This window comes from Clostridioides sp. ES-S-0005-03 (assembly GCF_020658455.1).
GTDB lineage: Bacteria > Bacillota > Clostridia > Peptostreptococcales > Peptostreptococcaceae > Clostridioides.
In genome coordinates this window covers 112,643-133,634 of the sequence record NZ_JACVWI010000003.1, presented here as the reverse complement: position 1 = coordinate 133,634, position 20,992 = coordinate 112,643, and the positions used below count along the sequence as shown (strand labels likewise).

Genomic DNA, 20,992 nt, shown 5'->3' with positions numbered 1-20,992 from the left:
ACTAGGAGGAAGGTTTTATGAAAAAGAAATTATCAATATTATTACTGGCATCATTAATAATAATTTCATTGGTAGGTTGTGCATCAAACCCACCAGAAAAACAAACAAAAGAAGAAACTAAAGTAGTTGCAAAGGTGACAGCACTAAAAGGTCCTACAGGAATGGGAATGGTTAAGATGATTGGCGATGAAAAGGATAAAAAAGAAAAAGATTATGAATTTTCAATAGCAAATTCTGTTGACGAAATTACACCTAAGCTTGTGAATAAAGAACTAGATATTGCTGCTATTCCCGCAAATCTATCATCTGTTTTATATAATAATAGCAATGGTGAAATAGAAACACTAGCCATTAATACTTTAGGAGTTTTATACATAATTGAGAATGGAAATTCTATAAACAATGTAAATGATTTAAAAGGCAAAACTATTTATTCTAGTGGTAAAGGCTCTACTCCTGAATATGCTTTGAATTACATATTGAAAGAAAATGGAATTGACCCAACTAAAGATGTCAACATAGAATACAAATCAGAACATACAGAATGTTTGGCGGCATTATTAAACGATAAAAATGGAATAGCACTACTTCCCCAACCTTTTGTAACAACAGCATTGACTAAGAGTGATAACTTAAGAGTAGCTTTGGATTTGACAAAAGAATGGGATACTTTAAATAAAGATAAAAATACTGAAAGTGCTTTAGTAACAGGAGTTGTTGTTGCACGAAAAGAGTTTGTTGATAAATATCCAGAAAAGGTTAAAAGTTTCTTAGAAGAATATAAGAAATCAGTTGATTTTACAAACAATAATATAGAAGAAGCTTCAAAACTTATTGAGGAAAATGAAATAGTTCCAGCACAGATAGCAAAAAAAGCAATTCCAAAGTGTAATATAACATTTATAGAAGGTAATACAATGAAAGATAAATTAAGTGGATACTTACAAGTACTTTATGATGCTAATCCAAAGTCAATAGGAGGAAAGATGCCAGGTGAAGATTTCTACTATACACAAGAAAATTAGTAAAACTCATATACTAGCAATAATCTTTTGGCTTATCGTTTGGCAAATAAGTAGTATGATAATTGGTCAGGAGATACTTTTAGTATCTCCTTTTTCATCTTTGAAAAGGTTATTCGAATTATCTATGAAGTTTGAGTTTTGGCAATCTATACTCTTTTCTTTTCTGAAAATAACAACAGGATTTATATTAGCCTTTATCATTGGAATAATATCTGCCATAATAGCATCTAATAAAAAAAATTTTAGGATACTTATTGAACCCTTAATACTTACAATACAATCTATACCAGTAGCTTCGTTCATAATATTATCTCTAATATGGATATCTTCAAAGAACCTGTCTATTTTTATATCCTTCTTGATGGTATTGCCAGTGGTATATAGAAATATCCTAGATGGAATAAATAGTATATCTAGAGAGTTAAATGATATGGCAAAAGTATTTAAAGTCAGTAAGATAAAAAAAATAAGGTACATATATTTGTCTGAGGTAGCACCATATCTAAGAGCAGCATGTAGTGTTTCTTTAGGTCTATGTTGGAAATCTGGAATAGCAGCAGAGATAATAGGAATGCCTGCTAATTCTATAGGTGAAAACTTATACAAAGCTAAAGTATACTTAAATACACCAGATTTATTTGCATGGACTATAGTTATCATTATAATAAGTATTTGCTTTCAAAAGGGATTTTTATCATTAATAGACTATTTATTAAAAAGATTGGAGATAAACTAAATGGATATAGTAATTGAGAATCTAAGTAAAAAATATAATGATAAGGTTGTTTTAGATAATTTTAATAATGTATTTAAAGATAATGCTATCTCATTTATAACAGGAACCTCTGGTATTGGTAAGACAACATTGATAAGAATATTAATGGGTTTGGAGAAAGCAGATAGCGGAAAAATTGTAGGTATTAGTAATAAAAAGATTAGTGCAGTATTCCAAGATGATAGTTTGTGTGAAAATCTAAGTGTGTCATTGAATATAAAGTTGGTATGTGAAAATCTGGGTAATTCAGAAATTGAAAGTGCCTTAGAGGTATTGGGCTTAAATGGTTGTATGAATAAAAGAGTAAGGGAATTAAGTGGTGGTATGAAAAGAAGGGTTGCAATATTAAGAGCTTTATTATATGATTTTGACTTGCTTATAATGGATGAGCCATTTAAAGGGCTGGATACAGAAACTAAGTATAAGGTTATGGATTTTGTAATAAGAAAGATGGAAAACAAGAGTGCTATAATAATTACTCATGATATGGATGATATAAAATACTTTAGAAATCATGAAAAGTTAATAATTGATTTTAAAATGCCTTCAATATATTGATTTTAAAATCAACTAAAGTTTTTATATGAATGTTATTTCAAACTTACTAATTCTGTATACCAAAAAGGCTGTAGGCAAATTTATTTTTACATAAAAAAGTACCTGCGATTAAAACAAGTACTTTACATATTTTTTCTAATTTGTGATATAATAAAAGCAAGAAGAACTACAATCTATTTGCAGTAGAGTGGAGTTCGTAAATTAGTGTTTCTTGTTGAACTTAATCTTTAGTTCAAAACTAAAGTCACTCCTGCCAGAGTGGCTTTTTACTTTTTTAAACAATTTATCAGTTAAGTAAACTATTAAACTGGCAACTAAACTTGCTAGTACACCTTGTAAAAAATTATCCACACATACTCACCTCCCTTCTATACGTTGGGAGGATAACCTTTTGTATGAACTCCACTCTATAAATTGTAGATTACATCTTCTTGCTAAAACTATTATAACATATAATTCCTACATATTTTACCTATTATATAGTTATTTTCCTATCTCCTTCACCCTCTTTTTCTTTCCCTTTCTGCCTCTTTCATTGCTTTATATTCTATCTTATTATTTAATTATTATTGCTATCTAAATTCCTTGTATCTACTCTTTTTAATTTTTCTACTTAATTAATGCTCTTACACATAAAAAAGAAGCATAGACAAGTTTATTTTATACAAACTCTATCTATACTCCTTACATATTCACATAAACTCTATCTATATAGACTTACTCTTTGCCTTACATATCATCTGAGTCATAGTACCCATAGGACAATAAACACACCATGAACGAGGCTTAAATAGTATCATCGTAATCAATCCAAGAACAGTCGATGTAAGCATAACACTATAAAAACCAAACGCAAACTGTACCACCCAAGGTGAAACTAAAGTCCCATGATATGCCCATTGCCAAGGCATCTTTATAGTCCAAAGCAAAGTCACTACCTCTTTAAAATTTCTACTACCCTCAAACACTAGATAAGTTGAAAAAAGCATATTAGCGAACATCACCATAAAAAACGTCAAAAAACCATATCTAAACCACTTGCTTCTAATAAATTTAGGAATATCTTTATTTCTTGACAACTTTAATTTATTTCCAAGCAAATTAAACAGCTGTCCTCTTCCACAATACTTATTGCAGTACGCTTTATTTCCTTTAATAATAGAAATAAGTAATGGAACAAAGAAACAAATTAACCCAATCCAAGCGAAAATAATATTTACAAATCCCAATATCAAATATATAGAAGAAAAAATCCATAAATAGTCATACCAGTGTTTTTTATTATTCATGACACTTACCTTCTTCCTCTTTTAATATTGTTATAATCTCAATCACAGATGCTGGACATACCTTCTTACAAATACCACATCCAACACATAAGTCTTTATCAATTTTTGCACTAATACCATATGGTACTGAGATAGCTCTCCTTGGACAGACTTTTATACAGCTACCACAGGCTACACACTCATTTTCTAAAATATTTGCATACTTCTTTTTTTTATTAGACATAATAACCTCCCTGTATTATTAATCTATAAGAATTATAACAATATATTTGCTTTTTATCTGTGACTTAATCACATAAGATATCCAGATTAGAAATTATACTCTAATTGTAGAAGGATTTTAAGTAAATAAGCGACATTGAGTTGTTCAAATAATCATAACTTTATACACAGTCTTACTCTATTATTCACAGTTTAAACTTATTTATAGTCGTAACTTTATACACATCACACTTACCTTATCCACAATATATCTATTTTTTTCTAACAATGTACCTGACATTAATAACACTCATATCAAACATTCTAGCTAATTCCATATAATTTTTTCCATTAAACAATTTAATCATAAGCTCATTTCTAGCCTCTTTTAAAGCACCCTCCACTGTCTTAATATAAAAATATGTTCCCCCACTTTGTTGACACAATTTCAGATACTCCAATAAATTATACTTATGTAACTCCTTTGGAATACTCACTTCTATATTGTGTTCTTCAAGCAATTCTATGATTTCCTCTAATTCTAACATCTTTTCACCTCATATTTTATATTATTTTTCGACTTTCAATAAGCTTGTTATGGCTATCTCATTACTCTAATAATTTAGTTCTTGAAAATGCAACCTATCCCCATAATAACAAAAATGCTTATGCCTAGTCTGTCCATCCCTACACTTCGCAACTATTAAATCAACAATCTTAATTCCCCTGTACTCTGATTCTCTAACTAATTCCTCACTTTCTCCTATATCTTTTACTGCTTCTTCATAATCACTCCCTTTTAATTGATGTATATAAACCACATTGTTGCTATCGTGGTAGATGGCTTTACTATCCCTCATAGGTCTATCTCCATAAGGTCTAAAATCTTTCATTTCATCATTTAATTGACTTAACTGAATTATTGGTATATCAAAATCCAAAGTCATACTTTTTAATTCTCTAGAAAAAGTGGCTACTTCTCTTTCTCTTTTTTCCATACTTTTTTGAGATGTAAGAAGTTGCACATAATCAACAATTAATAAGTCTGGCTTTATTTGCCTTATCCTCTTTCTAATTGCACTGATTGTGTCTATCTTGTCATTTATATAAATTAAGTTATTCTCACGTAAATCCCCTATTGCATTTACAATTAGTTTCCAATCACTTTCACTTATCTCTTTAGATTTCATATTTCTTGTACTTACTCCTGTTATCTTGCATATATTTCTCATAAACACTTGCTCACTTGTCATTTCTCTACTTATAAATAGAGTCTTTTTCCCTTGCTTGGCCGAATTTAACATTATTTGAAGAGCTAAAGCAGTCTTTCCAACCCCTGATTTAGCTGCTATTGTCGTTAGCTCTCCTTTAAAAAGACCTCCTATAGTCGAATCAAGTAAACTTATCCCAAACTTAAATCCAACATCCTTTTTACTTTCTAAAAAATCAAGGACTTTTTCTGCTATGCTATGTACATCATCATTTTCATAAGTATCTTTGTCCAAGATTTTTCTTATATTATTTTCAAATTTATAGATGCAAGTATCAATATTTTCTCCAAAGTTTATGCCTTCCAAGAGTCTTTGACAATTTTGATTTATGCTTCTTCTTGCTAAGTTTTCTTTTAAAATTTTTATATAACCATCAATACCAAAAGTTTGACCCCATGTAATTACACTAGTTAAACTACTCATTTTAATTGCTAAAGATTTCTCATCTATCTTTGATTTTACAGTTGCTACATCAATTATTATATTTTCTTTTCTAAGTTCTTTCATGATTTTAAATATTTCAATGCATGTAGAATTCATAAACATATTTTCATTTAAGTCATCTAGTTTGTAGTTTAATTTATTGTCTAAAATAATTGTGCCTAAAATAGCCTGCTCTATTTCAACAGCTTTTGATTTAACCATATAAATTAATCTCGCTTTCCTCTTAAGTTTTATATTTTAATATTATTAAGTCTTTTATTTTTATATTAGATTGCAACGATATTGTCAGTTAGAAATATACTTTTAATTATAAAAGATATAAATATATTACTAGTTAGAAATGCATTATCAGCTATAAAATATATAAATTCATTCCACCTATAAACGCATTATCAGACTAATTAAAATTCACAGATTGGATTCCAATACCTTGCATTTTCATGTTTTTTTCTTTCACGATTGCTGTCGTCATACGTGGTATAGTCAGAATACATATAATTATTACTTCTATTATTGTCGCTCTTTTTACACTGGTAAACATTACTTTGATTTTTTACAGATATGTTTTCATTAACATAGGATTCAAATTTATGGCTAAATAAGGTCTCTGGTCTTATATACATTTCCATTATGGTATCTTTCCACTTAGCTACTTTTACCTCAATAACTTTGTAGAAATCTTCTAAGACATAACCTTCCTTTAGTCTTTCGTTGATAAGTTTTATGCTCGTTGGAGAATTGATTTTAAAATTTTTTCCTGTTTTTTTATTTAGCATATTTATAATGCTTTGCTGTATATTTTTTTTATTAAATTTATTTAAGGATTCTTTTTTATTTGTTACAAACTTATCTTCTTTTTGTGTATCATGAATATTATCAAAACCACTCTTTTTACCATCTCTATTCATGCTACTAAATACTTTACTATTACTTAATTTTATAACATTTTTACTTTGATTATCTTCTATGTCATTTTTAGTTATTTTATCTATGTCATTACATGTTTCATTAAATCTAACATTTGAAGACCTCGATTTTAAATTAGAGTTTTCGATTTTAAGTTCTTCTCCAATAAGTGTTTTTTTGGTATAATCTTTAATTTTATTAGTTACATTAGTAAAATTAATAACAGATTTTTCAGAGTTGATATTTTCATTGTTGATATTTTCATTATTAGAGCTAGTATTTTTACCATGAGTTTTTATTCCACTAGAAGCTAAGTCATTGCTTTTTTTATTAGCAGAATTATTCTTACTACTTAATATACTACAGTCATCACAACTACTACATTCTGTATTATCATAAGCACTATTGTACTTTGACATTCCACCACCATAAATACAATCTTCATCAATACAACCTTTATTTTCAACATTTCCATAACTATACTCTAAATTACTGAATTCATAGTTCTCTACACTGTTATAGTTAAAATCTATAGTTTCATCACTATCAAGTAAATTCTCACTAGTACTATCAAATAAATCTTCACTAATTTCTGAACTGATATAGCTATATATAGAATGCATCTTCCCCCTTGTTCCCTTAGACACAAGCCTTATTACTCCTAAATCTGAAAACTCTCTTACAAGCCTACTTATAGTAGAAATAGAAAGTTGTAAATCTGTAGCAGTTCTTCTTACTGTCATATAAAATTGACCTCTTGGTAAAGTACCTTGCAATCTCTGTATATTTTCTTTTCTCATTATATAATGATTAAATCTTATTTTATTAATATCATTTGTTATATCAAAGCCTAATACTACTGAATTCAATTTATAAAATCCATTATTCATATCTACTAACCCCTTTTCTACTAATAAGTAATCATTTCTCAATAATTATTACTTTATATAGATAACATAAAGTTTAAATTTAAATATATATTTATTTTAATATATTTTAAATATACTTATTAATCCCTTAAAATCCCTATTTATATTCTTAAATATGCAAATATATTATGTCATATTTATTTATATTTTTTTATTTATATAGCTTATTTATTGTTTTTTCCCCTTTATACAAGCAATTGTATCATTTTGTTTATTTTTTATCCAACAAATATTTTCGACTATTTTTTTTGAATTCTCAATATATCTCCATTATTTAACAGAATATTTTATAGAATATACAATCTATTTAAATTAATAGGCAATAAATTTAGTAATTTTGTCTAAAAAAAACTTTATAAAATGTCTTTTACCTACTCACACTTAATCTTTACAAAATACTTTGTATAACAACTTATATACTGTTTTCATTTATTATTCGCTTAATATTGCTTACACACATGTTGTGTTTAATGGCGAGTTCCCCATAATTAACCCCATTAAACTGTCTCACTATCTCCCTATTTCTTGCATATCTAAAAATCCCCTTACATGTAGGTATATAAGTGTTTGTACCTCCATACAATTTAGCAATCTCTACAAACTTATCAATCCCCACTATTTCCACCATTGCATGGAACTGAACTGGTATATCTTCTAATTTTACTTTCATAAACTACACTCTCCTTTAAAATATTTTTGATAAATTTAATAGCTTTAATAAAGATTTTAATGGTTTAAGAGTAAAATGTTAATATTGGACTTTTAACTTTTTTATTTACAGATTAAATTTAATAATTTTTTTAACATAAACCTTAGACTAAAACGAACACTTTTAAAGCATTTTTAATATAATAATATTTTTCCAGAAGGAGCATATAGCTATATATCACTTTTAAATTCAACAATAAAAAAAGCAGTAAACCTTAATCGATTTACTGCTTTGGCAATTTTAAATTATCAAAATACAAGTTAAAAGACTTTAAATTTACAACTTAATAGCACACTCCATTGCAAGCTCAAAGGTATATACTTTTTGTGAAATAGGACGTATAGTTAATCCTCGTTGTTCCCATACATCTGAGTTTAGATTATCACAAGCATAAACAAACTGTGAAAATATAACATTTCTAAATTGTGCTGCGACAGCTACAGCAGCACATTCCATATCAACTGCAATACACCCCTGTGTCTTCCGTGTAAGTATTTTATTAGGTGTTTCACTGTATGGAGCATCAGTAGTCCATATTTTACCTTTTATGTATGATAATCCTTTACTTTTAAATACAGATTCAATCACTTTAACTCCATGTGGGTTAAGTATAATTTCACCAGAGACTGGTTGATAATGATAACTTGTGCCCTCATCATGGATAGCTGATGTTGGAATGATTAGATATGCATCATCAATAGAATTGTCTAACACACCACATTCTCCACAGATAAATATCTTCTTTGCTCCTAACTCAACTAATTCTTCAAAGTTGGTTACACATGCTGTTGCACCTACCATAACCTGACAAATTCCAATTCTTACATTCTTGAAAAATACTTCATAAATTGGTATATCTCCAGCAACATTAATTAAACGACCTATTTTTTTACCATTATACTTTTCAACAATTGTTTGTATCATAGATTTTGAAAATTCACATACGATAGTCTCAGGAAAATGACAATCAGGTTTTTTTATTACATATTCTGGCATCAAAATCCCTCCCAAATCAGAGTCAAACTGTTCCAACAGAATTTCACTCACAATATAACCTCCTCTCAAAATTTAGTATAGCATATTGTTGTTCAATATCGTGTTCCTGTTCAATATATGGAGTATATTATATGACGATGAACTAGCTAAAATAATTAAAGGTCTATACTTACAATCTAGCTACTGGACACAGATATTGGATACATCTAGATAGTTCATTCTAAACAAACATATTAAACATTTTATCCCCTCTAGAAAATATTCTAAACAAAATCAATAAAAAACTATTGCACATAGAGCATACAAACATTCAATCAATCATTAAAATATATATACTTATAAAGTTTTTTATAAAATTTTAACAAAAAATCTTAAGAAATTACGGTTTAACTCCTATATTATCTTATATGATACTATAGATTTAACAAAGAAAGTCGACAAATCTTTGAAATTAAATTTTTAGGAGGTAGTTTTATGGCAGTTGTTTCAACAAAAAATTTATCTAGTATAAAACTGAAATTGGATGCTGGTTTTGATGATAAGGGTAAGGCAGTTATTAAAAGTAAATCTTTCGCAAATGTAAAGGCAGAGGCATCAAATGATGATGTTTATGCAGTTGCAGAAGCAATCGCAAATCTTCAAGAAAATCCTATTGTAGATATTTTAAAACTAGATAGCACATCACTATCTAAATAGTAACTTTCAAATATAGTCTATACTAATGATTATAGTCTACATTAAAATTCATCAACTATTTATATATCATGTTCAATATATAATACACTTGATATTATATAAATTTAACAAATTATACACTTAATATATTGATACTTTAAGCAGTTTAATATCTTAAGTAATTTAAATATGTTCGTAAATTAAACATGTTAGTTATTTTAAATACTGCTTTGCTTTAAGTATAACAATACCAGAGTATTTTCTACCCTAACAATAATTAAAATACTTAAATCAATTAAAAAAATAAATTATTATCGTGGAGGTAACTGTATGGAGATTAAGAAAAAATTAGTCATGAGTTTCAAGAATACAAAGGATAAACAAGTTTCTTTTTCTATAGAAAATCCAAAGGAGGACTTAACTGAAGAAAATATAAAATCTGCTATGGATTTGATAGTATCTAAAAATGTTTTTTCAGTTGGAGGATTTGACCTTGCTTCTGCTGTTGAAGCTAAGATTGTAGAAACTAATACTACTCCTTATGACCTAGTTTAGGATAGGAGGTAATTTTATGGATGATAGTTTACAATTGTTAATAACTAATGTTGGTTTTCCTATAGCTCTATCCATGTATTTATTGGTTAGAATTGAGGGCAAATTGAACACACTATCTAACAGCATTGATGTACTATCTAAAAATATTTTGACATTTGAGAAGTAATTTGACAACATATGTAAGTCATAAGATAAGTCTATTTGTATAATAATTAGAGATATTCTATGAAAAGTACTACGATATTTGGATAATATTCCCAAATGGTCGTAGTATTTTTTCGAATTTTACCACTTTAAATTTGAATTTTACTATTTTAAATTTGAATTTAACTGTACTTAATTTGAAATTTAGCACTCATCTAGTTGGACTCAATAAAATATAATGCTATTCTAATGACAGTAATAAAATGAGGTGATAATTAATGAAAATACATGTCGAACAATCCACTAATTTTGATGATATTGAAATAATTATAAAATGCTCTGCCATTGACAATAATATTGAAAAAATAATTTCACTACTAAATACACCATTACTAGATATAAATGGTAAAAAAGCAGGAGAAATTTATAAGCTTAATATTTGCGATATTTTATACTTTGAGACAGTTGGCAATAAGACATTTGCTTACTATAAAGATGATGTATTTGAAGTTGACCTAAAAATATATGAATTATCAAACCGATTACACAATACATCTTTTTTACGAATATCTAAATCTATGATTTTAAATATGGATTACCTAGAAAGTATAAAAGTAATATCACATAATCGCATGCAAGCTACTTTATCAAATAATGAAAAAGTTATTATAAATCGCCGTTACATAAAAAATATTAGAGATAAGCTAAATATTTAATAAAAATTATAAAAATCGAAAATATTTTATTAATATCACTAATTATCTACTTATTAATCAACTTTATAGTCAAAATAAAATAAATATAAATTAAACCACTATTAACAAAATGAAAGGATAGTGAACATAAGATGCAATTATATAATCCCCATTTTAATTCAGATAAAAATTTAATTTTTTTCTTTACAAGCACTCTATTATGGACTTGGCTATTTAGCTTTACACCTGTATTATTAGGAGTTACAAATACCATGCTTGGAAAACTTCTTTTTTACTTCGCATATACAGCCCCTTCCGTCATAGGGCTACTTTTTATTTTCACAATATATCCAAATAGCGCAAGAAAAGATTTTCTTTACAGGAGCTTTAGCTTCAAAGAAATAGGAGTAAAATGGCCATTATTAACAGTACTCTTTTTTGCTTTAATTGTAATTTGTTCTTTACTAATAGGAAAATATTTTCATCTAGAAATTAATGATGTGGATTGGATGCACATAGCTATTTATACACCTTATAAAATACCACTTATGCTATTTATAAGCTTTATACTAAGTATACTTAGCCAAGGATTTGGATGGATAGGGTATTCTCTTGATAAATTATTAGTCAGGTTTGGATTTACAGGTGCTTCAATTATTTTAGGCTCTATTTGTGGAGTTTGGTATTTGGGATGGTATCTTACACCTGGTCAAATGCCATATAATCTACTGCAATATTCTTTATTTGATGCACTTTTATTTATACCATCTACTATACTTCTAAACTTTGTTATTACATTTGTATATATTAATACACATAGAAGTATTTTAGCAGGTGGATTTGTACATATGATGTGTGACTTCTTTACCATCCAACTATATTCTTACTACCCTATTGAAGCCTATGTAATGGCTCAATATGTAAAAATAATATTTTGCCTCATATTAATTATTTACATAATTTCTTCTGCTAAATTTAAACAGAAAATTAATTCTGAAATTGAGAAGATAAAATCAGACGAATTTGAATTTGAGTTAGACTGCTGATTATAGATTAAACTGATAATTAAATGCATTTTCCTAAACACTTGAAGTATACAAAAACAAAATATATACTAATTATAAGTGAGAAGGAGGTCATATTTTCATGTTTAAAATTGGAGAATTTTCAAAACTAACACAAGTCTCTATTCGAATGTTACGTTATTATGATGAACTTGGTATTCTAAAACCAGCAAAGATAGATAAATACACAGGTTATCGCCTATACTCTGCTGACCAAATTTCAACTTTACAAAGAATTATTTTATTAAGAGATTCAAAATTTACTGTTTCAGAGATATCAAATATTATTCATAATTGGAACGACGAACTTGTGATTAAAGAATTGAATCGAAAAAAAATTGAAATACAAGATGAAGTTAAAAAAGAACAAAAAAGAATAAATAATATTAATAAATTGATTAAGGCTATAGATGACAATAAAGATGAGATTCATTACAATGTTATCTTTAAGGAAATTCCCAGTTATAAGATTATCTCGCTTAGAGAAATAATTCCAGACTATCACCATGAAGGTATACTGTGGGAAAAATTATATGAATTTATTAAAGAAGAACATATAGAAATATCCCACCAAGCAAGCAACAATATAGCACTTTATCATGATGAAGAACTGAAAGATTGTGGTGTAGATATAGAGGTTGGAACAGTTGTAAAAAAATTAGGAAAAAACAAATCTGGATTTATATATCGTGAGACAGAGGCAGTTGATATGATGGCATGTAGTATGGTATATGGCCCATATGAAAATATAGCTGGTGGGTATGAGTCATTTGCTTACTGGCTGGATAAAAATAGTGATTATAAAATGTCTGGTATCAATAGGCAAATTGGTCATAAAGGGGTTCATAATGAGGAAAATCCTGAAAACTATCTTACAGAAATTCAGATACCAGTAATAAAAGTTAAATAGATTTGTAATAAAAATACACAAATAAAAATAGCTAACAGATTGATTCTGTTAGCTATTTTTATCCAATAATTCTTATCTATATCATGTAAAACTTCTTATCACTATTATGTTATTTAAGAAGTTCTCTCTAAACTCACAAGCTACCTTACTAAATGTAAAGAAGCTATACATACCAATACCGATTAGATATATCGCTTTTTTCTCTTAGTCACTCTGTTTTTTATTTATAACAACTATTTATGTAGCTTTTAGACACTTATCAGAATACATTAATTATTGATTTACATTTGTCTAAAGAATCTATCATAATTAAGACCTCCTTAAGTTAATAAAATGTTTTCTTTCAATATTTTTTAATAAATATTTATTGCTAATATCAAGCCACTATCTATCAATTACTCCTTTACTATTTTTATGTTACTCAATATAAGTTTTATTAATCTTATATTTTGAATTTTTTTCATTTCTTACTCCCTCTTTGTTGCTGAATCATTCCAAATATTAATATTGTAATAATATATATAAATATAAATCATATTATTTTTGTTATATTATTTTATTTAAAATTAAAAAGGATGTTATCTTATTAACGCAAGATTCGATTATTTTTATTAACTCCAAATTTTCTATGCTTAGCAGATAACATCCTCTATATTATTTTTCAATACTATTACTCCAACTAGGCACTTTAAATTTCCAACTGGAATTATTTTCTAGATAATGGTATATAAATAGTAGTTGTAAACTTATTTTTATCTGAATATATTTCTACATTTCCATTATATTTTTCTACTGAACTTTTTATACTACTTATTCCTATTCCATGTAAAAATGAGTCTTTTTTATCTGTAATAATTTTATTATTCTTTAATATAATCTCATTTATTTTTGTATTTTCACATTTAATTACAAATAATCTATTTATAATAGTTCCTCTTAATTTAATCTTTTTTTGTATATTTGTATCGTAAATCTTATTACAAGCTTCTATTGCATTATCTATCATATTTGAAAATATGCTACACACATCCGCCATTTCTATAAAATTGCATTCTAAAAAATTAATATCTACTAAAAAATCTATGCCATTTATATCACAAATAGATTTTTTCTCACTTAAAATAACATCTAAAATCATACTTTGTGTATTAAATATAGTATTACATTCATTTATTTGCTTATTTATATCTTTAATATACTTCTCTGCAATCTCATTTTTACCATAAATATTCTTAATACAAATAATATGATTGTTCATGTCATGGTATAGTTTTCTTATTTTCGACTGATATTCCTGTAAATTTAAATAGTATTTATATTGCATATTTATCTTTTCTTTTGTAATTTCATGTTCCATCTTTAGGTTATTGTCTTTTATTATTCTACCTATAATACTTACTAACGAAATATTTGAAAGTAAAAATACAATTGATATAACAAGTATTGTCAAACTTTCGGTAGGATTAATACTCTTATCTTTAAAAATAAATCCAAATACAACTATTATGCTAACAATATTTGCTATTAAGGGGAAAAATAAATAGATACAATCCTTCTTGTTTATTTTTATTTTTAATCTAATAGCTTTAAGTAATGGTATTAATCCTATTAGTAGTGATTTAGATATAATTATTAATTCTAGTTTTAATAAATTATTATTTAATAAATCACTCATCTCTTGTATAGAGTTAAGTGTGCCTACTATACTTAATCCAGTACTATCAAATCCGATTAATAACATCCAATATAATAAACTTATAAACACACTTTTCCATTGGTCCACCACATAATTACTTCTATACAATAGATATGTAATAAATATACATATAAATAACTTAACCTTTATATCAAATTCAATTATAGTCAAGGTAGTAATTATTATAATTGCAATTAGTAGACTACTATTTAAAACTGACTTGCTCTTTCTTAGCTCACTAAGTTCATCTAATATAAATTTTAATACAATCCATTCTATCATTGTAGAAAATAAAGTTAGAATAATCCCCCATACATCTATCCCTAACATAATACATCTCCCAATACATGTGTTAATTTTGTCTTTAAATCAGATATTCTATATTTACTGACTGGAATATTTTCATTATTAATAACTACAGTATTTTTGCATATAAGTTGAATATATTCCATGTTTATTAAATAGCTTTTATGACATCTAAAAAAATTATATTTTTCTAATTCTAACTCTATTTTATCCATACTATTATTAGTATTATAAATACCATCTGTAGTATGTATAGTCAAAACCTTTTTCCTGACCTCTATATACATAATACTATTAATTAAAATTTTGTTGATTATACCTTTATTTTCTATCAGCATAAAGTTTTCTCTTTTTTTAATAATATCTGATATACAATTTAAAATATTTTCATTTAAATCCTCAAAATCTATAGGCTTTAATAAATATCTATAAGCCCTTACCTTATAACCTTCTTGTATATAGTCGACTATTGAAGTTATAAATATTATTTCAGAAGTATCATTTGTTTCTCTAATTATTTTAGCTACATCCATCCCTGTTAGTTGAAGCATTTGAATATCTAAAAAATATATATCAACTCCTTCTAAAGCAGACTCCAATAACTCTTCTCCTGAATTAAACTCTAATAGTTCAATTTGACTAGAAACTCCCTCTAAGGATTTTAGTATACACTCTCTTAAGAAAACCATTTGTGTAATATCATCCTCACAAATAACTATTCTATACATAAAAATCCCCCCTTATCCCTTAGATAGAAAAACAGTTAAGGCTACACATTTATAAACTACAGTACCTCCTTACTATTCCTAAACTTAAAGAGTTGGCTATCCTATTTTTGCTTAATCCTTATTCCTTTAACTTTTTATATTCTCTATCTCCTTTTTTATTCTATTACCCTCTTCATTAATCCATTTTCATTTTTTCTTTTCACGCTTCTTTTTTCATTACTTATAGAATGTTTTTAATAAGTATCTATGATAGTTTTCATACATTTTTATTATCTTGATGTTATACTGAGTCTAACATCATATAAATGGTAACAAAACTTTGTCATTTACAACAAAAAATTCTCCTCTATTTTTAGCATGTTTGCACTAAAGATAAGGAGATTTTACAGATTTATTAATAACAATCAATACTTAATATGGTTTAAGCTTATTGCCTCATTAATAATTTTGTATACTTTTTAAATATCGAAATTATTAATGTTTTATGATTGTTATGATAATATTAAAAGATGATAACAATATAAAAAGCTCCCTAACTAGAGTACTCTCTTACCAAGAATGACTGTATAAAAAGCTAAGAGTAAGTCGCCAAACTTAAGAACTCATGACTTTTTTTATTTATTTTTTATTTCATTATAATATAAATTTTAACATAATTCTATTTATTAGTATACAATCTTTAATAATTATATATATTAATACATGATTGATAGAACACCTCTTAAACTTAGTATCATATAACCTTATTTATCATGTATTTAACAAGACAATTATAAAAAAACTTCCCCCTACTATACTCCTTAAAAACTATCCCTCCATTGACATATAAAAGCTTTCGTGATAGTATCTAAACGTGTATTAAACACGTTTAATTTTTTTATGAGGAATTCTTAAGGGGAAAAATATGAAAATAGATTCAAAAAAAGAGCAACTAATTAACACAACAGTTCAGCTATTAACTTCAAACAGAGATATTTCAAGTATCACAGCTAGAGAAATCATAGCTAAAGCAAATGTCAATTTGGCTATGATTAATTATTATTTTAAATCTAAAGAAGCACTAATTAATACTGCTATTAAGAGAATTTTAAAATGCCATATGGATGAATATAAAACTACACATGATAAGCAAAATCTAACACCTAAGCAAGAGTTAAAAGAAATGTTAATGGCATTTTGTGATGTTATAATTTTATATAGTCAATTTATAGAGATTTCTGTACCTTACATATTAGTTCAAGAAGACATTATTTATCCATTTGAAATATTGCCTTTGATTAGAGCTCATTATAAAAATCACGACAACAATAAAACTGAAGAAGATTACAAGGTTATTGCATATCAAATAACTTCATTTATACAGTTAGTTCTTCTTCGTTCTAACGCCTTTTTAAGATACAGTGGTATTGATATTATGGATGCAGAGAAAAGAAGTGCTTTAATTGACTCTCAATTAGAGTTATTTTTAATAGACACCATAAAATAGTACTATTTCAGTTTAGTATTTATATCTATTTAGTATTATGTCTATTTAATACTATTTCAGTTTAATTATATGTCTTTTAGTTTTGATACATAACTCAGCCATACTCTGACAGAACTTAAAGATATTCTCATGGACTCAAATACTTACATTAAATAAAGGGGGAATTTTAATGTTTTTTACATTTATAGGGATAATATCAGCAGTTTTATTGATATGTACAATTATATGTGGACTTTGGATAAAACTTAATAATCGCAATAATGACTCAAATTCTCACTTTACTTTTTCAATACTTTCAATTGTATTTTCGTTATTGATTGTGGTAGCTTTTTTAGTAAAAAAATAGTGTTTTTATATTATAAAATAAAAATAGATAATTATTTTACAAAAAAGACTACCATTTATACATCAACATATCTTTTATCTAAATAATCGTAACAATACCTTTTCAAAAATTTTTCTAACTCAAACATTACAAAAAAACACCCAATTCTTACAACGAGACTTATATTCCCATACACCTTTCAAATGCTATCATTGACTTACAAGATAAATGAAAGCGAGGATGATATATATGCTTAAAGTAAACAATTTATGTAAATCATACAAGGCAGGTAATAAAACGTACCCTGTATTAAAAAATATTTCTTTTGAAATCAATAAAGGAGAATTCGTTGCAATCATGGGTGCATCTGGAAGTGGAAAGACAACTCTCTTAAACTGCATTTCATGCTTTATACCAATTGATGAAGGTGAAATAACTCTTGGAAACAATAATATAAGAAACCTACAAGAAAAAGAACTTTCCGAAGTTAGAAATCAGCAGTTGGGATTTGTATTCCAAGATTTTATGCTGTTTGATGGTCTTAGTGTCTTTGAAAATATCTGTGTTCCACAAATTATCAAAGGTGGTAAAGTTATACAAATGGAAAACCGTGCTACTAGCCTATGCAAATTATTTGGTATTGAGCATATACGCAAAAAATACCCTGCTGAAATATCTGGTGGTGAAAAACAGCGTACAGCAGTAGCAAGAGCTCTTATGAATAATCCAGATTTGATATTAGCAGATGAGCCAACTGGTAATCTTGATAGCAAATCTTGTCGTACAGTAATTGACTCATTCCTAAAAGCAAAACAAGAGCTAGATGCCACTATATTCATGGTTACACATGATAGCTTTGCTGCAAGTTTTTGTGACCGTGTCATTGTCCTTAAAGATGGAATGGTCTACAAAGAAGTCGTAAAATCAAATTCAAGACGTGAATTCCTAGATGAATTATTGGAACTTTTAAAAGAAATGGGAGGCGGTCAAGATGACAATTAATAAATTATATGGAAAACTTCGAGCCTACAATTGGAAAAACTATACAACATTATTCTTTTGTATAATACTTTCTGTAGTCTTAGTAACTTCATATGCTTTAATTTATTTTAGTCCTACAGTGCAAACAATCCTTCCAGCTGGAGGAGATAGTAGAAAACAAGCCATAATGATATTTGCAGTTGCTATATTAGGATGTGCTGTTTTTACTACTTATGCCTCTTCCCTATTTTTAAAATTTAAAAGTAGAGAAATTGGTATTTTTATGGCTCTAGGGACAGATAAGAAAAATTTGAAAAAAATTCTATTTTCAGAAATACTTCTTATTTCAATAGTCTGTTGTTTTTTAGGTCTTCTATTGAGTATGCCTGTATCTTTTGGTATATGGAAGATATTCCAATTGGTAATTATTGATACAAGAGAAATGACATACCACTTTGGAACTCAAGGATTTATATATGGTTTCATATTTTGTATATTTGTAACTCTATGTATTTTCTTACTTTCAGTAAAATTCATCAATCGTACAAATATAATTGATATACTAAATGACCAAAGAATCTCTGAACCAGTGCATGAGGTAAAAAGTTGGTATGGTATATTGGGAACATTTTTTATGGTATTAGGACTTCTTCTAGGTTATGTAGTACCTTCAATAGTCATAAGTGAACTTAATTACATGATGCCATCTATATGGAACATTACGTATGCATTCTCTGCTATTGGAATTTACATGATTATGACATATGTAGTAGTACATGCAAAAAGAGGAAAACATCCAGAAAAATACTACAAAAATATTATATCTACTAGTATGATGAGATTTATGGGCAAGCAAACTGTAAAAAATATGTGTGTTATTGCATTTTTAATTGCAGGAGCCTTATTTGCTGTATTCTATATACCTAATGTGATTGCAGGAATTAATGAAAATACTAAAAAGAATCCTATAGATTACACATTCACTTATAAGCAAAGAGTGAATCAAATATCTAAAAAAGAAATTGGACAGTTGGCAGATAAGCATAAAGTAAAAATCCAAAACTATATGGAACTTCCTTCTATTGAATTAATTGTAGATGGTACAGAATCAATATTTAATAAAGATAGAACTATTGATGATGTATATATGAAAAAACATTCTTTAGCCATGTTCTTTAATTCTAAGGATTTCTCTAAATTAATTGATAAACCTATCAGTATAAAAAATGGTGAATATCTTGCTGTTGTAAGTAAAGAAAATAATAATAGAGATTATGATTTTCCAAAATTTATATCAAGCCCAGCCACAGAAAAAGAAACTCCTTTTAAATATTCTGGAAACCTAATATTTAATGGTTCTTTCTTTCAAAATGCTCGTATGACTGCTTACGTCCTTAGTGAAGACGATTATAATGCATTTACTAAAGGTTTATCTATAAATAACTACAATAATTCTATCCTATTTAATGTAGATAAAACTACAGATACCTATGCTTTTGCTAATGATTTAAAGTCAGAGATTATAAAAAGAACACCTAAGGAAATGGGAACATACACTATGTATGATGAATATGTGAAAAAACGTGCTGAATCAACTGGTCAAAAGTATTTTTTGGATGAAGAATATCCAAGTGGAGAAGGTTCTTTAAAATTAACTCCAGATAATAATCAATTATATCTCCAATGGAAGTACTATCCTAATTTTAAAACTTTGCAGAGTCAAGATATGATAAAAAATACAGCAGTATTCTTGATGTTATTCATCTATGTAGGTATAATCTGCTTTACGGCTGTGGGAATCATTGCATATACAAGAGGTGTTACAATAGCAGTAAATCACAAACAGATTTTTATAGATTTGAGTCGATTAGGTGCTAACAACGACTATATAAAATTCTGTATTCGCAACCAATTAAAGAAAATCTTTTCATACCCTCTTATTACTGGAAGTTTTGTAATATATCTTTTTAACTTTATGATTATGGTAAACAATGATGGTAGAATTGTTCATAGTGAAGTCAATGCTCTTCTGATAAATCTAGGTTTACTAGTGGTTTGTGGGGTTTATATGTACCTTATATATCTGTTGACTTACAAAAAATTTAAAGAAATTGTTGGAATTTCAAAATAAGTTTGCTTAAATTATTTTAGATAAAACTTCTCTGAGTAAGTCTATATAATTCTTATCTGTACGATTTTAGTCAAAACTTATTTAAGTAAGACTCTACTTTGCTACCTAGACATATTTTCTCTTTTATGTATCTAGGTAGCTCAATTTATTATATACTTAATTATATAAATATAAAACTTGAAAGGAGAATAAT

Annotated in this window: 23 protein-coding genes; 13 read left to right on the top strand and 10 right to left on the bottom strand. The window is 27.0% G+C overall.

Annotation, left to right across the window (positions count from 1 at the left end; all coding sequences use genetic code 11):
* Positions 1-17 precede the first annotated feature (17 nt).
* From IC218_RS13330 to IC218_RS13320, 3 genes are read left to right on the top strand one after another with little or no spacing between them, the layout of a single operon-like run.
* Positions 18-1,025: an ABC transporter substrate-binding protein gene (locus IC218_RS13330; RefSeq protein ID WP_227433535.1), complete on the top strand. Its 1,008-nt coding sequence runs from the start codon at positions 18-20 to the stop codon at positions 1,023-1,025.
* A complete protein-coding gene (locus IC218_RS13325) occupies positions 994-1,761 on the top strand; it encodes an ABC transporter permease subunit (RefSeq protein WP_227433536.1) in 768 nt (255 codons plus the stop codon). Before IC218_RS13330 ends, IC218_RS13325 begins: the two co-directional genes overlap by 32 nt.
* Positions 1,762-2,358, top strand: a complete 597-nt coding sequence (locus IC218_RS13320; RefSeq protein ID WP_227433537.1) for an ATP-binding cassette domain-containing protein — start codon at positions 1,762-1,764, stop codon at positions 2,356-2,358. It begins immediately after the preceding gene.
* Positions 2,359-2,559: 201 nt separating this feature from the next.
* Here the strand turns inward: IC218_RS13320 and IC218_RS13315 are convergent, their stop codons facing one another.
* The 8 genes from IC218_RS13315 to IC218_RS13280 all read right to left on the bottom strand — a co-directional run bounded on the left by IC218_RS13315 (position 2,560) and on the right by IC218_RS13280 (position 9,154).
* Complete coding sequence (locus IC218_RS13315; protein ID WP_227824658.1) at positions 2,560-2,709, bottom strand: type I toxin-antitoxin system toxin; 150 nt, start codon at positions 2,707-2,709, stop codon at positions 2,560-2,562.
* A 356-nt stretch (positions 2,710-3,065) separates the two neighbouring features.
* Positions 3,066-3,647, bottom strand: a complete 582-nt coding sequence (locus IC218_RS13310) for a 4Fe-4S binding protein (RefSeq protein WP_227433539.1) — start codon at positions 3,645-3,647, stop codon at positions 3,066-3,068.
* Positions 3,640-3,870: a 4Fe-4S dicluster-binding protein gene (locus IC218_RS13305; RefSeq protein ID WP_227824657.1), complete on the bottom strand. Its 231-nt coding sequence runs from the start codon at positions 3,868-3,870 to the stop codon at positions 3,640-3,642. Before IC218_RS13305 ends, IC218_RS13310 begins: the two co-directional genes overlap by 8 nt.
* Before the next feature lie 250 nt (positions 3,871-4,120).
* Positions 4,121-4,396 (bottom strand): Mor transcription activator family protein, encoded by a 276-nt coding sequence (locus tag IC218_RS13300; RefSeq protein ID WP_227433541.1) that lies wholly within the window; start codon positions 4,394-4,396, stop codon positions 4,121-4,123.
* Positions 4,397-4,462: 66 nt separating this feature from the next.
* Positions 4,463-5,764, bottom strand: coding sequence for a replicative DNA helicase (locus IC218_RS13295; RefSeq protein WP_227824656.1), 1,302 nt, complete (start codon positions 5,762-5,764; stop codon positions 4,463-4,465).
* A 200-nt stretch (positions 5,765-5,964) separates the two neighbouring features.
* A complete protein-coding gene (locus IC218_RS13290) occupies positions 5,965-7,359 on the bottom strand; it encodes a conserved phage C-terminal domain-containing protein (RefSeq protein WP_227824655.1) in 1,395 nt (464 codons plus the stop codon).
* Positions 7,360-7,810: 451 nt separating this feature from the next.
* Positions 7,811-8,068: a Mor transcription activator family protein gene (locus tag IC218_RS13285; RefSeq protein ID WP_227433544.1), complete on the bottom strand. Its 258-nt coding sequence runs from the start codon at positions 8,066-8,068 to the stop codon at positions 7,811-7,813.
* Between the two features lie 315 nt (positions 8,069-8,383).
* Entirely contained in the window at positions 8,384-9,154 is a 771-nt protein-coding gene (locus IC218_RS13280) for a nucleoside phosphorylase (RefSeq protein WP_227824654.1), read from the bottom strand.
* Positions 9,155-9,577: 423 nt separating this feature from the next.
* On the opposite strand from IC218_RS13280, the gene IC218_RS13275 reads away from it, so the two are divergent.
* From IC218_RS13275 to IC218_RS13250, 6 genes are all read left to right on the top strand, one after another.
* Positions 9,578-9,799, top strand: coding sequence for a DUF1659 domain-containing protein (locus IC218_RS13275; RefSeq protein ID WP_227433546.1), 222 nt, complete (start codon positions 9,578-9,580; stop codon positions 9,797-9,799).
* Between the two features lie 309 nt (positions 9,800-10,108).
* Positions 10,109-10,333, top strand: coding sequence for a DUF2922 domain-containing protein (locus IC218_RS13270; protein ID WP_227433547.1), 225 nt, complete (start codon positions 10,109-10,111; stop codon positions 10,331-10,333).
* Positions 10,334-10,349: 16 nt separating this feature from the next.
* Positions 10,350-10,499, top strand: coding sequence for a YvrJ family protein (locus IC218_RS13265; protein ID WP_227433548.1), 150 nt, complete (start codon positions 10,350-10,352; stop codon positions 10,497-10,499).
* Positions 10,500-10,755: 256 nt separating this feature from the next.
* Positions 10,756-11,193, top strand: coding sequence for a LytTR family DNA-binding domain-containing protein (locus tag IC218_RS13260; protein WP_227433549.1), 438 nt, complete (start codon positions 10,756-10,758; stop codon positions 11,191-11,193).
* Positions 11,194-11,444: 251 nt separating this feature from the next.
* Positions 11,445-12,218: a CPBP family intramembrane metalloprotease gene (locus tag IC218_RS13255; protein WP_227824653.1), complete on the top strand. Its 774-nt coding sequence runs from the start codon at positions 11,445-11,447 to the stop codon at positions 12,216-12,218.
* A gap of 100 nt (positions 12,219-12,318) precedes the next feature.
* Positions 12,319-13,146, top strand: a complete 828-nt coding sequence (locus IC218_RS13250) for a MerR family transcriptional regulator (protein ID WP_227824652.1) — start codon at positions 12,319-12,321, stop codon at positions 13,144-13,146.
* Between the two features lie 706 nt (positions 13,147-13,852).
* Here the strand turns inward: IC218_RS13250 and IC218_RS13245 are convergent.
* Together IC218_RS13245 and IC218_RS13240 are read right to left on the bottom strand one after the other, a co-directional pair.
* Complete coding sequence (locus IC218_RS13245) at positions 13,853-15,172, bottom strand: ATP-binding protein (RefSeq protein ID WP_227433560.1); 1,320 nt, start codon at positions 15,170-15,172, stop codon at positions 13,853-13,855.
* Positions 15,166-15,876 (bottom strand): LytR/AlgR family response regulator transcription factor, encoded by a 711-nt coding sequence (locus IC218_RS13240; protein ID WP_227433561.1) that lies wholly within the window; start codon positions 15,874-15,876, stop codon positions 15,166-15,168. Before IC218_RS13240 ends, IC218_RS13245 begins: the two co-directional genes overlap by 7 nt.
* 904 nt (positions 15,877-16,780) lie before the next feature.
* On the opposite strand from IC218_RS13240, the gene IC218_RS13235 reads away from it, so the two are divergent.
* From IC218_RS13235 to IC218_RS13220, 4 genes are all read left to right on the top strand, one after another.
* On the top strand, positions 16,781-17,362 hold the full coding sequence (locus IC218_RS13235) for a TetR/AcrR family transcriptional regulator (protein ID WP_227824651.1): 582 nt from the start codon (positions 16,781-16,783) through the stop codon (positions 17,360-17,362).
* Between the two features lie 169 nt (positions 17,363-17,531).
* Positions 17,532-17,708: a hypothetical protein gene (locus IC218_RS13230; protein ID WP_227433563.1), complete on the top strand. Its 177-nt coding sequence runs from the start codon at positions 17,532-17,534 to the stop codon at positions 17,706-17,708.
* Between the two features lie 228 nt (positions 17,709-17,936).
* Positions 17,937-18,689: an ABC transporter ATP-binding protein gene (locus tag IC218_RS13225; protein ID WP_227824650.1), complete on the top strand. Its 753-nt coding sequence runs from the start codon at positions 17,937-17,939 to the stop codon at positions 18,687-18,689.
* Positions 18,679-20,799 carry an FtsX-like permease family protein gene (locus IC218_RS13220; protein WP_227824649.1) on the top strand — a complete coding sequence of 707 codons (2,121 nt, stop codon included), beginning with the start codon at positions 18,679-18,681 and terminating at the stop codon, positions 20,797-20,799. Before IC218_RS13225 ends, IC218_RS13220 begins: the two co-directional genes overlap by 11 nt.
* Positions 20,800-20,992 lie beyond the last annotated feature (193 nt).

What these genes read in the sequence shown, in the direction of transcription:
- IC218_RS13330 (WP_227433535.1), top strand. Translation starts at nt 18, where the DNA reads ATGAAAAAGAAATTATCAATATTATTACTGGCATCATTAATAATAATT.
- IC218_RS13320 (WP_227433537.1), top strand. Translation starts at nt 1,762, where the DNA reads ATGGATATAGTAATTGAGAATCTAAGTAAAAAATATAATGATAAGGTT.
- IC218_RS13310 (WP_227433539.1), bottom strand. Translation starts at nt 3,647, where the DNA reads ATGAATAATAAAAAACACTGGTATGACTATTTATGGATTTTTTCTTCT.
- IC218_RS13305 (WP_227824657.1), bottom strand. Translation starts at nt 3,870, where the DNA reads ATGTCTAATAAAAAAAAGAAGTATGCAAATATTTTAGAAAATGAGTGT.
- IC218_RS13300 (WP_227433541.1), bottom strand. Translation starts at nt 4,396, where the DNA reads ATGTTAGAATTAGAGGAAATCATAGAATTGCTTGAAGAACACAATATA.
- IC218_RS13295 (WP_227824656.1), bottom strand. Translation starts at nt 5,764, where the DNA reads ATGGTTAAATCAAAAGCTGTTGAAATAGAGCAGGCTATTTTAGGCACA.
- IC218_RS13290 (WP_227824655.1), bottom strand. Translation starts at nt 7,359, where the DNA reads ATGAATAATGGATTTTATAAATTGAATTCAGTAGTATTAGGCTTTGAT.
- IC218_RS13285 (WP_227433544.1), bottom strand. Translation starts at nt 8,068, where the DNA reads ATGAAAGTAAAATTAGAAGATATACCAGTTCAGTTCCATGCAATGGTG.
- IC218_RS13275 (WP_227433546.1), top strand. Translation starts at nt 9,578, where the DNA reads ATGGCAGTTGTTTCAACAAAAAATTTATCTAGTATAAAACTGAAATTG.
- IC218_RS13270 (WP_227433547.1), top strand. Translation starts at nt 10,109, where the DNA reads ATGGAGATTAAGAAAAAATTAGTCATGAGTTTCAAGAATACAAAGGAT.
- IC218_RS13265 (WP_227433548.1), top strand. Translation starts at nt 10,350, where the DNA reads ATGGATGATAGTTTACAATTGTTAATAACTAATGTTGGTTTTCCTATA.
- IC218_RS13260 (WP_227433549.1), top strand. Translation starts at nt 10,756, where the DNA reads ATGAAAATACATGTCGAACAATCCACTAATTTTGATGATATTGAAATA.
- IC218_RS13255 (WP_227824653.1), top strand. Translation starts at nt 11,445, where the DNA reads ATGCTTGGAAAACTTCTTTTTTACTTCGCATATACAGCCCCTTCCGTC.
- IC218_RS13250 (WP_227824652.1), top strand. Translation starts at nt 12,319, where the DNA reads ATGTTTAAAATTGGAGAATTTTCAAAACTAACACAAGTCTCTATTCGA.
- IC218_RS13245 (WP_227433560.1), bottom strand. Translation starts at nt 15,172, where the DNA reads ATGTTAGGGATAGATGTATGGGGGATTATTCTAACTTTATTTTCTACA.
- IC218_RS13240 (WP_227433561.1), bottom strand. Translation starts at nt 15,876, where the DNA reads ATGTATAGAATAGTTATTTGTGAGGATGATATTACACAAATGGTTTTC.
- IC218_RS13235 (WP_227824651.1), top strand. Translation starts at nt 16,781, where the DNA reads ATGAAAATAGATTCAAAAAAAGAGCAACTAATTAACACAACAGTTCAG.
- IC218_RS13230 (WP_227433563.1), top strand. Translation starts at nt 17,532, where the DNA reads ATGTTTTTTACATTTATAGGGATAATATCAGCAGTTTTATTGATATGT.
- IC218_RS13225 (WP_227824650.1), top strand. Translation starts at nt 17,937, where the DNA reads ATGCTTAAAGTAAACAATTTATGTAAATCATACAAGGCAGGTAATAAA.
- IC218_RS13220 (WP_227824649.1), top strand. Translation starts at nt 18,679, where the DNA reads ATGACAATTAATAAATTATATGGAAAACTTCGAGCCTACAATTGGAAA.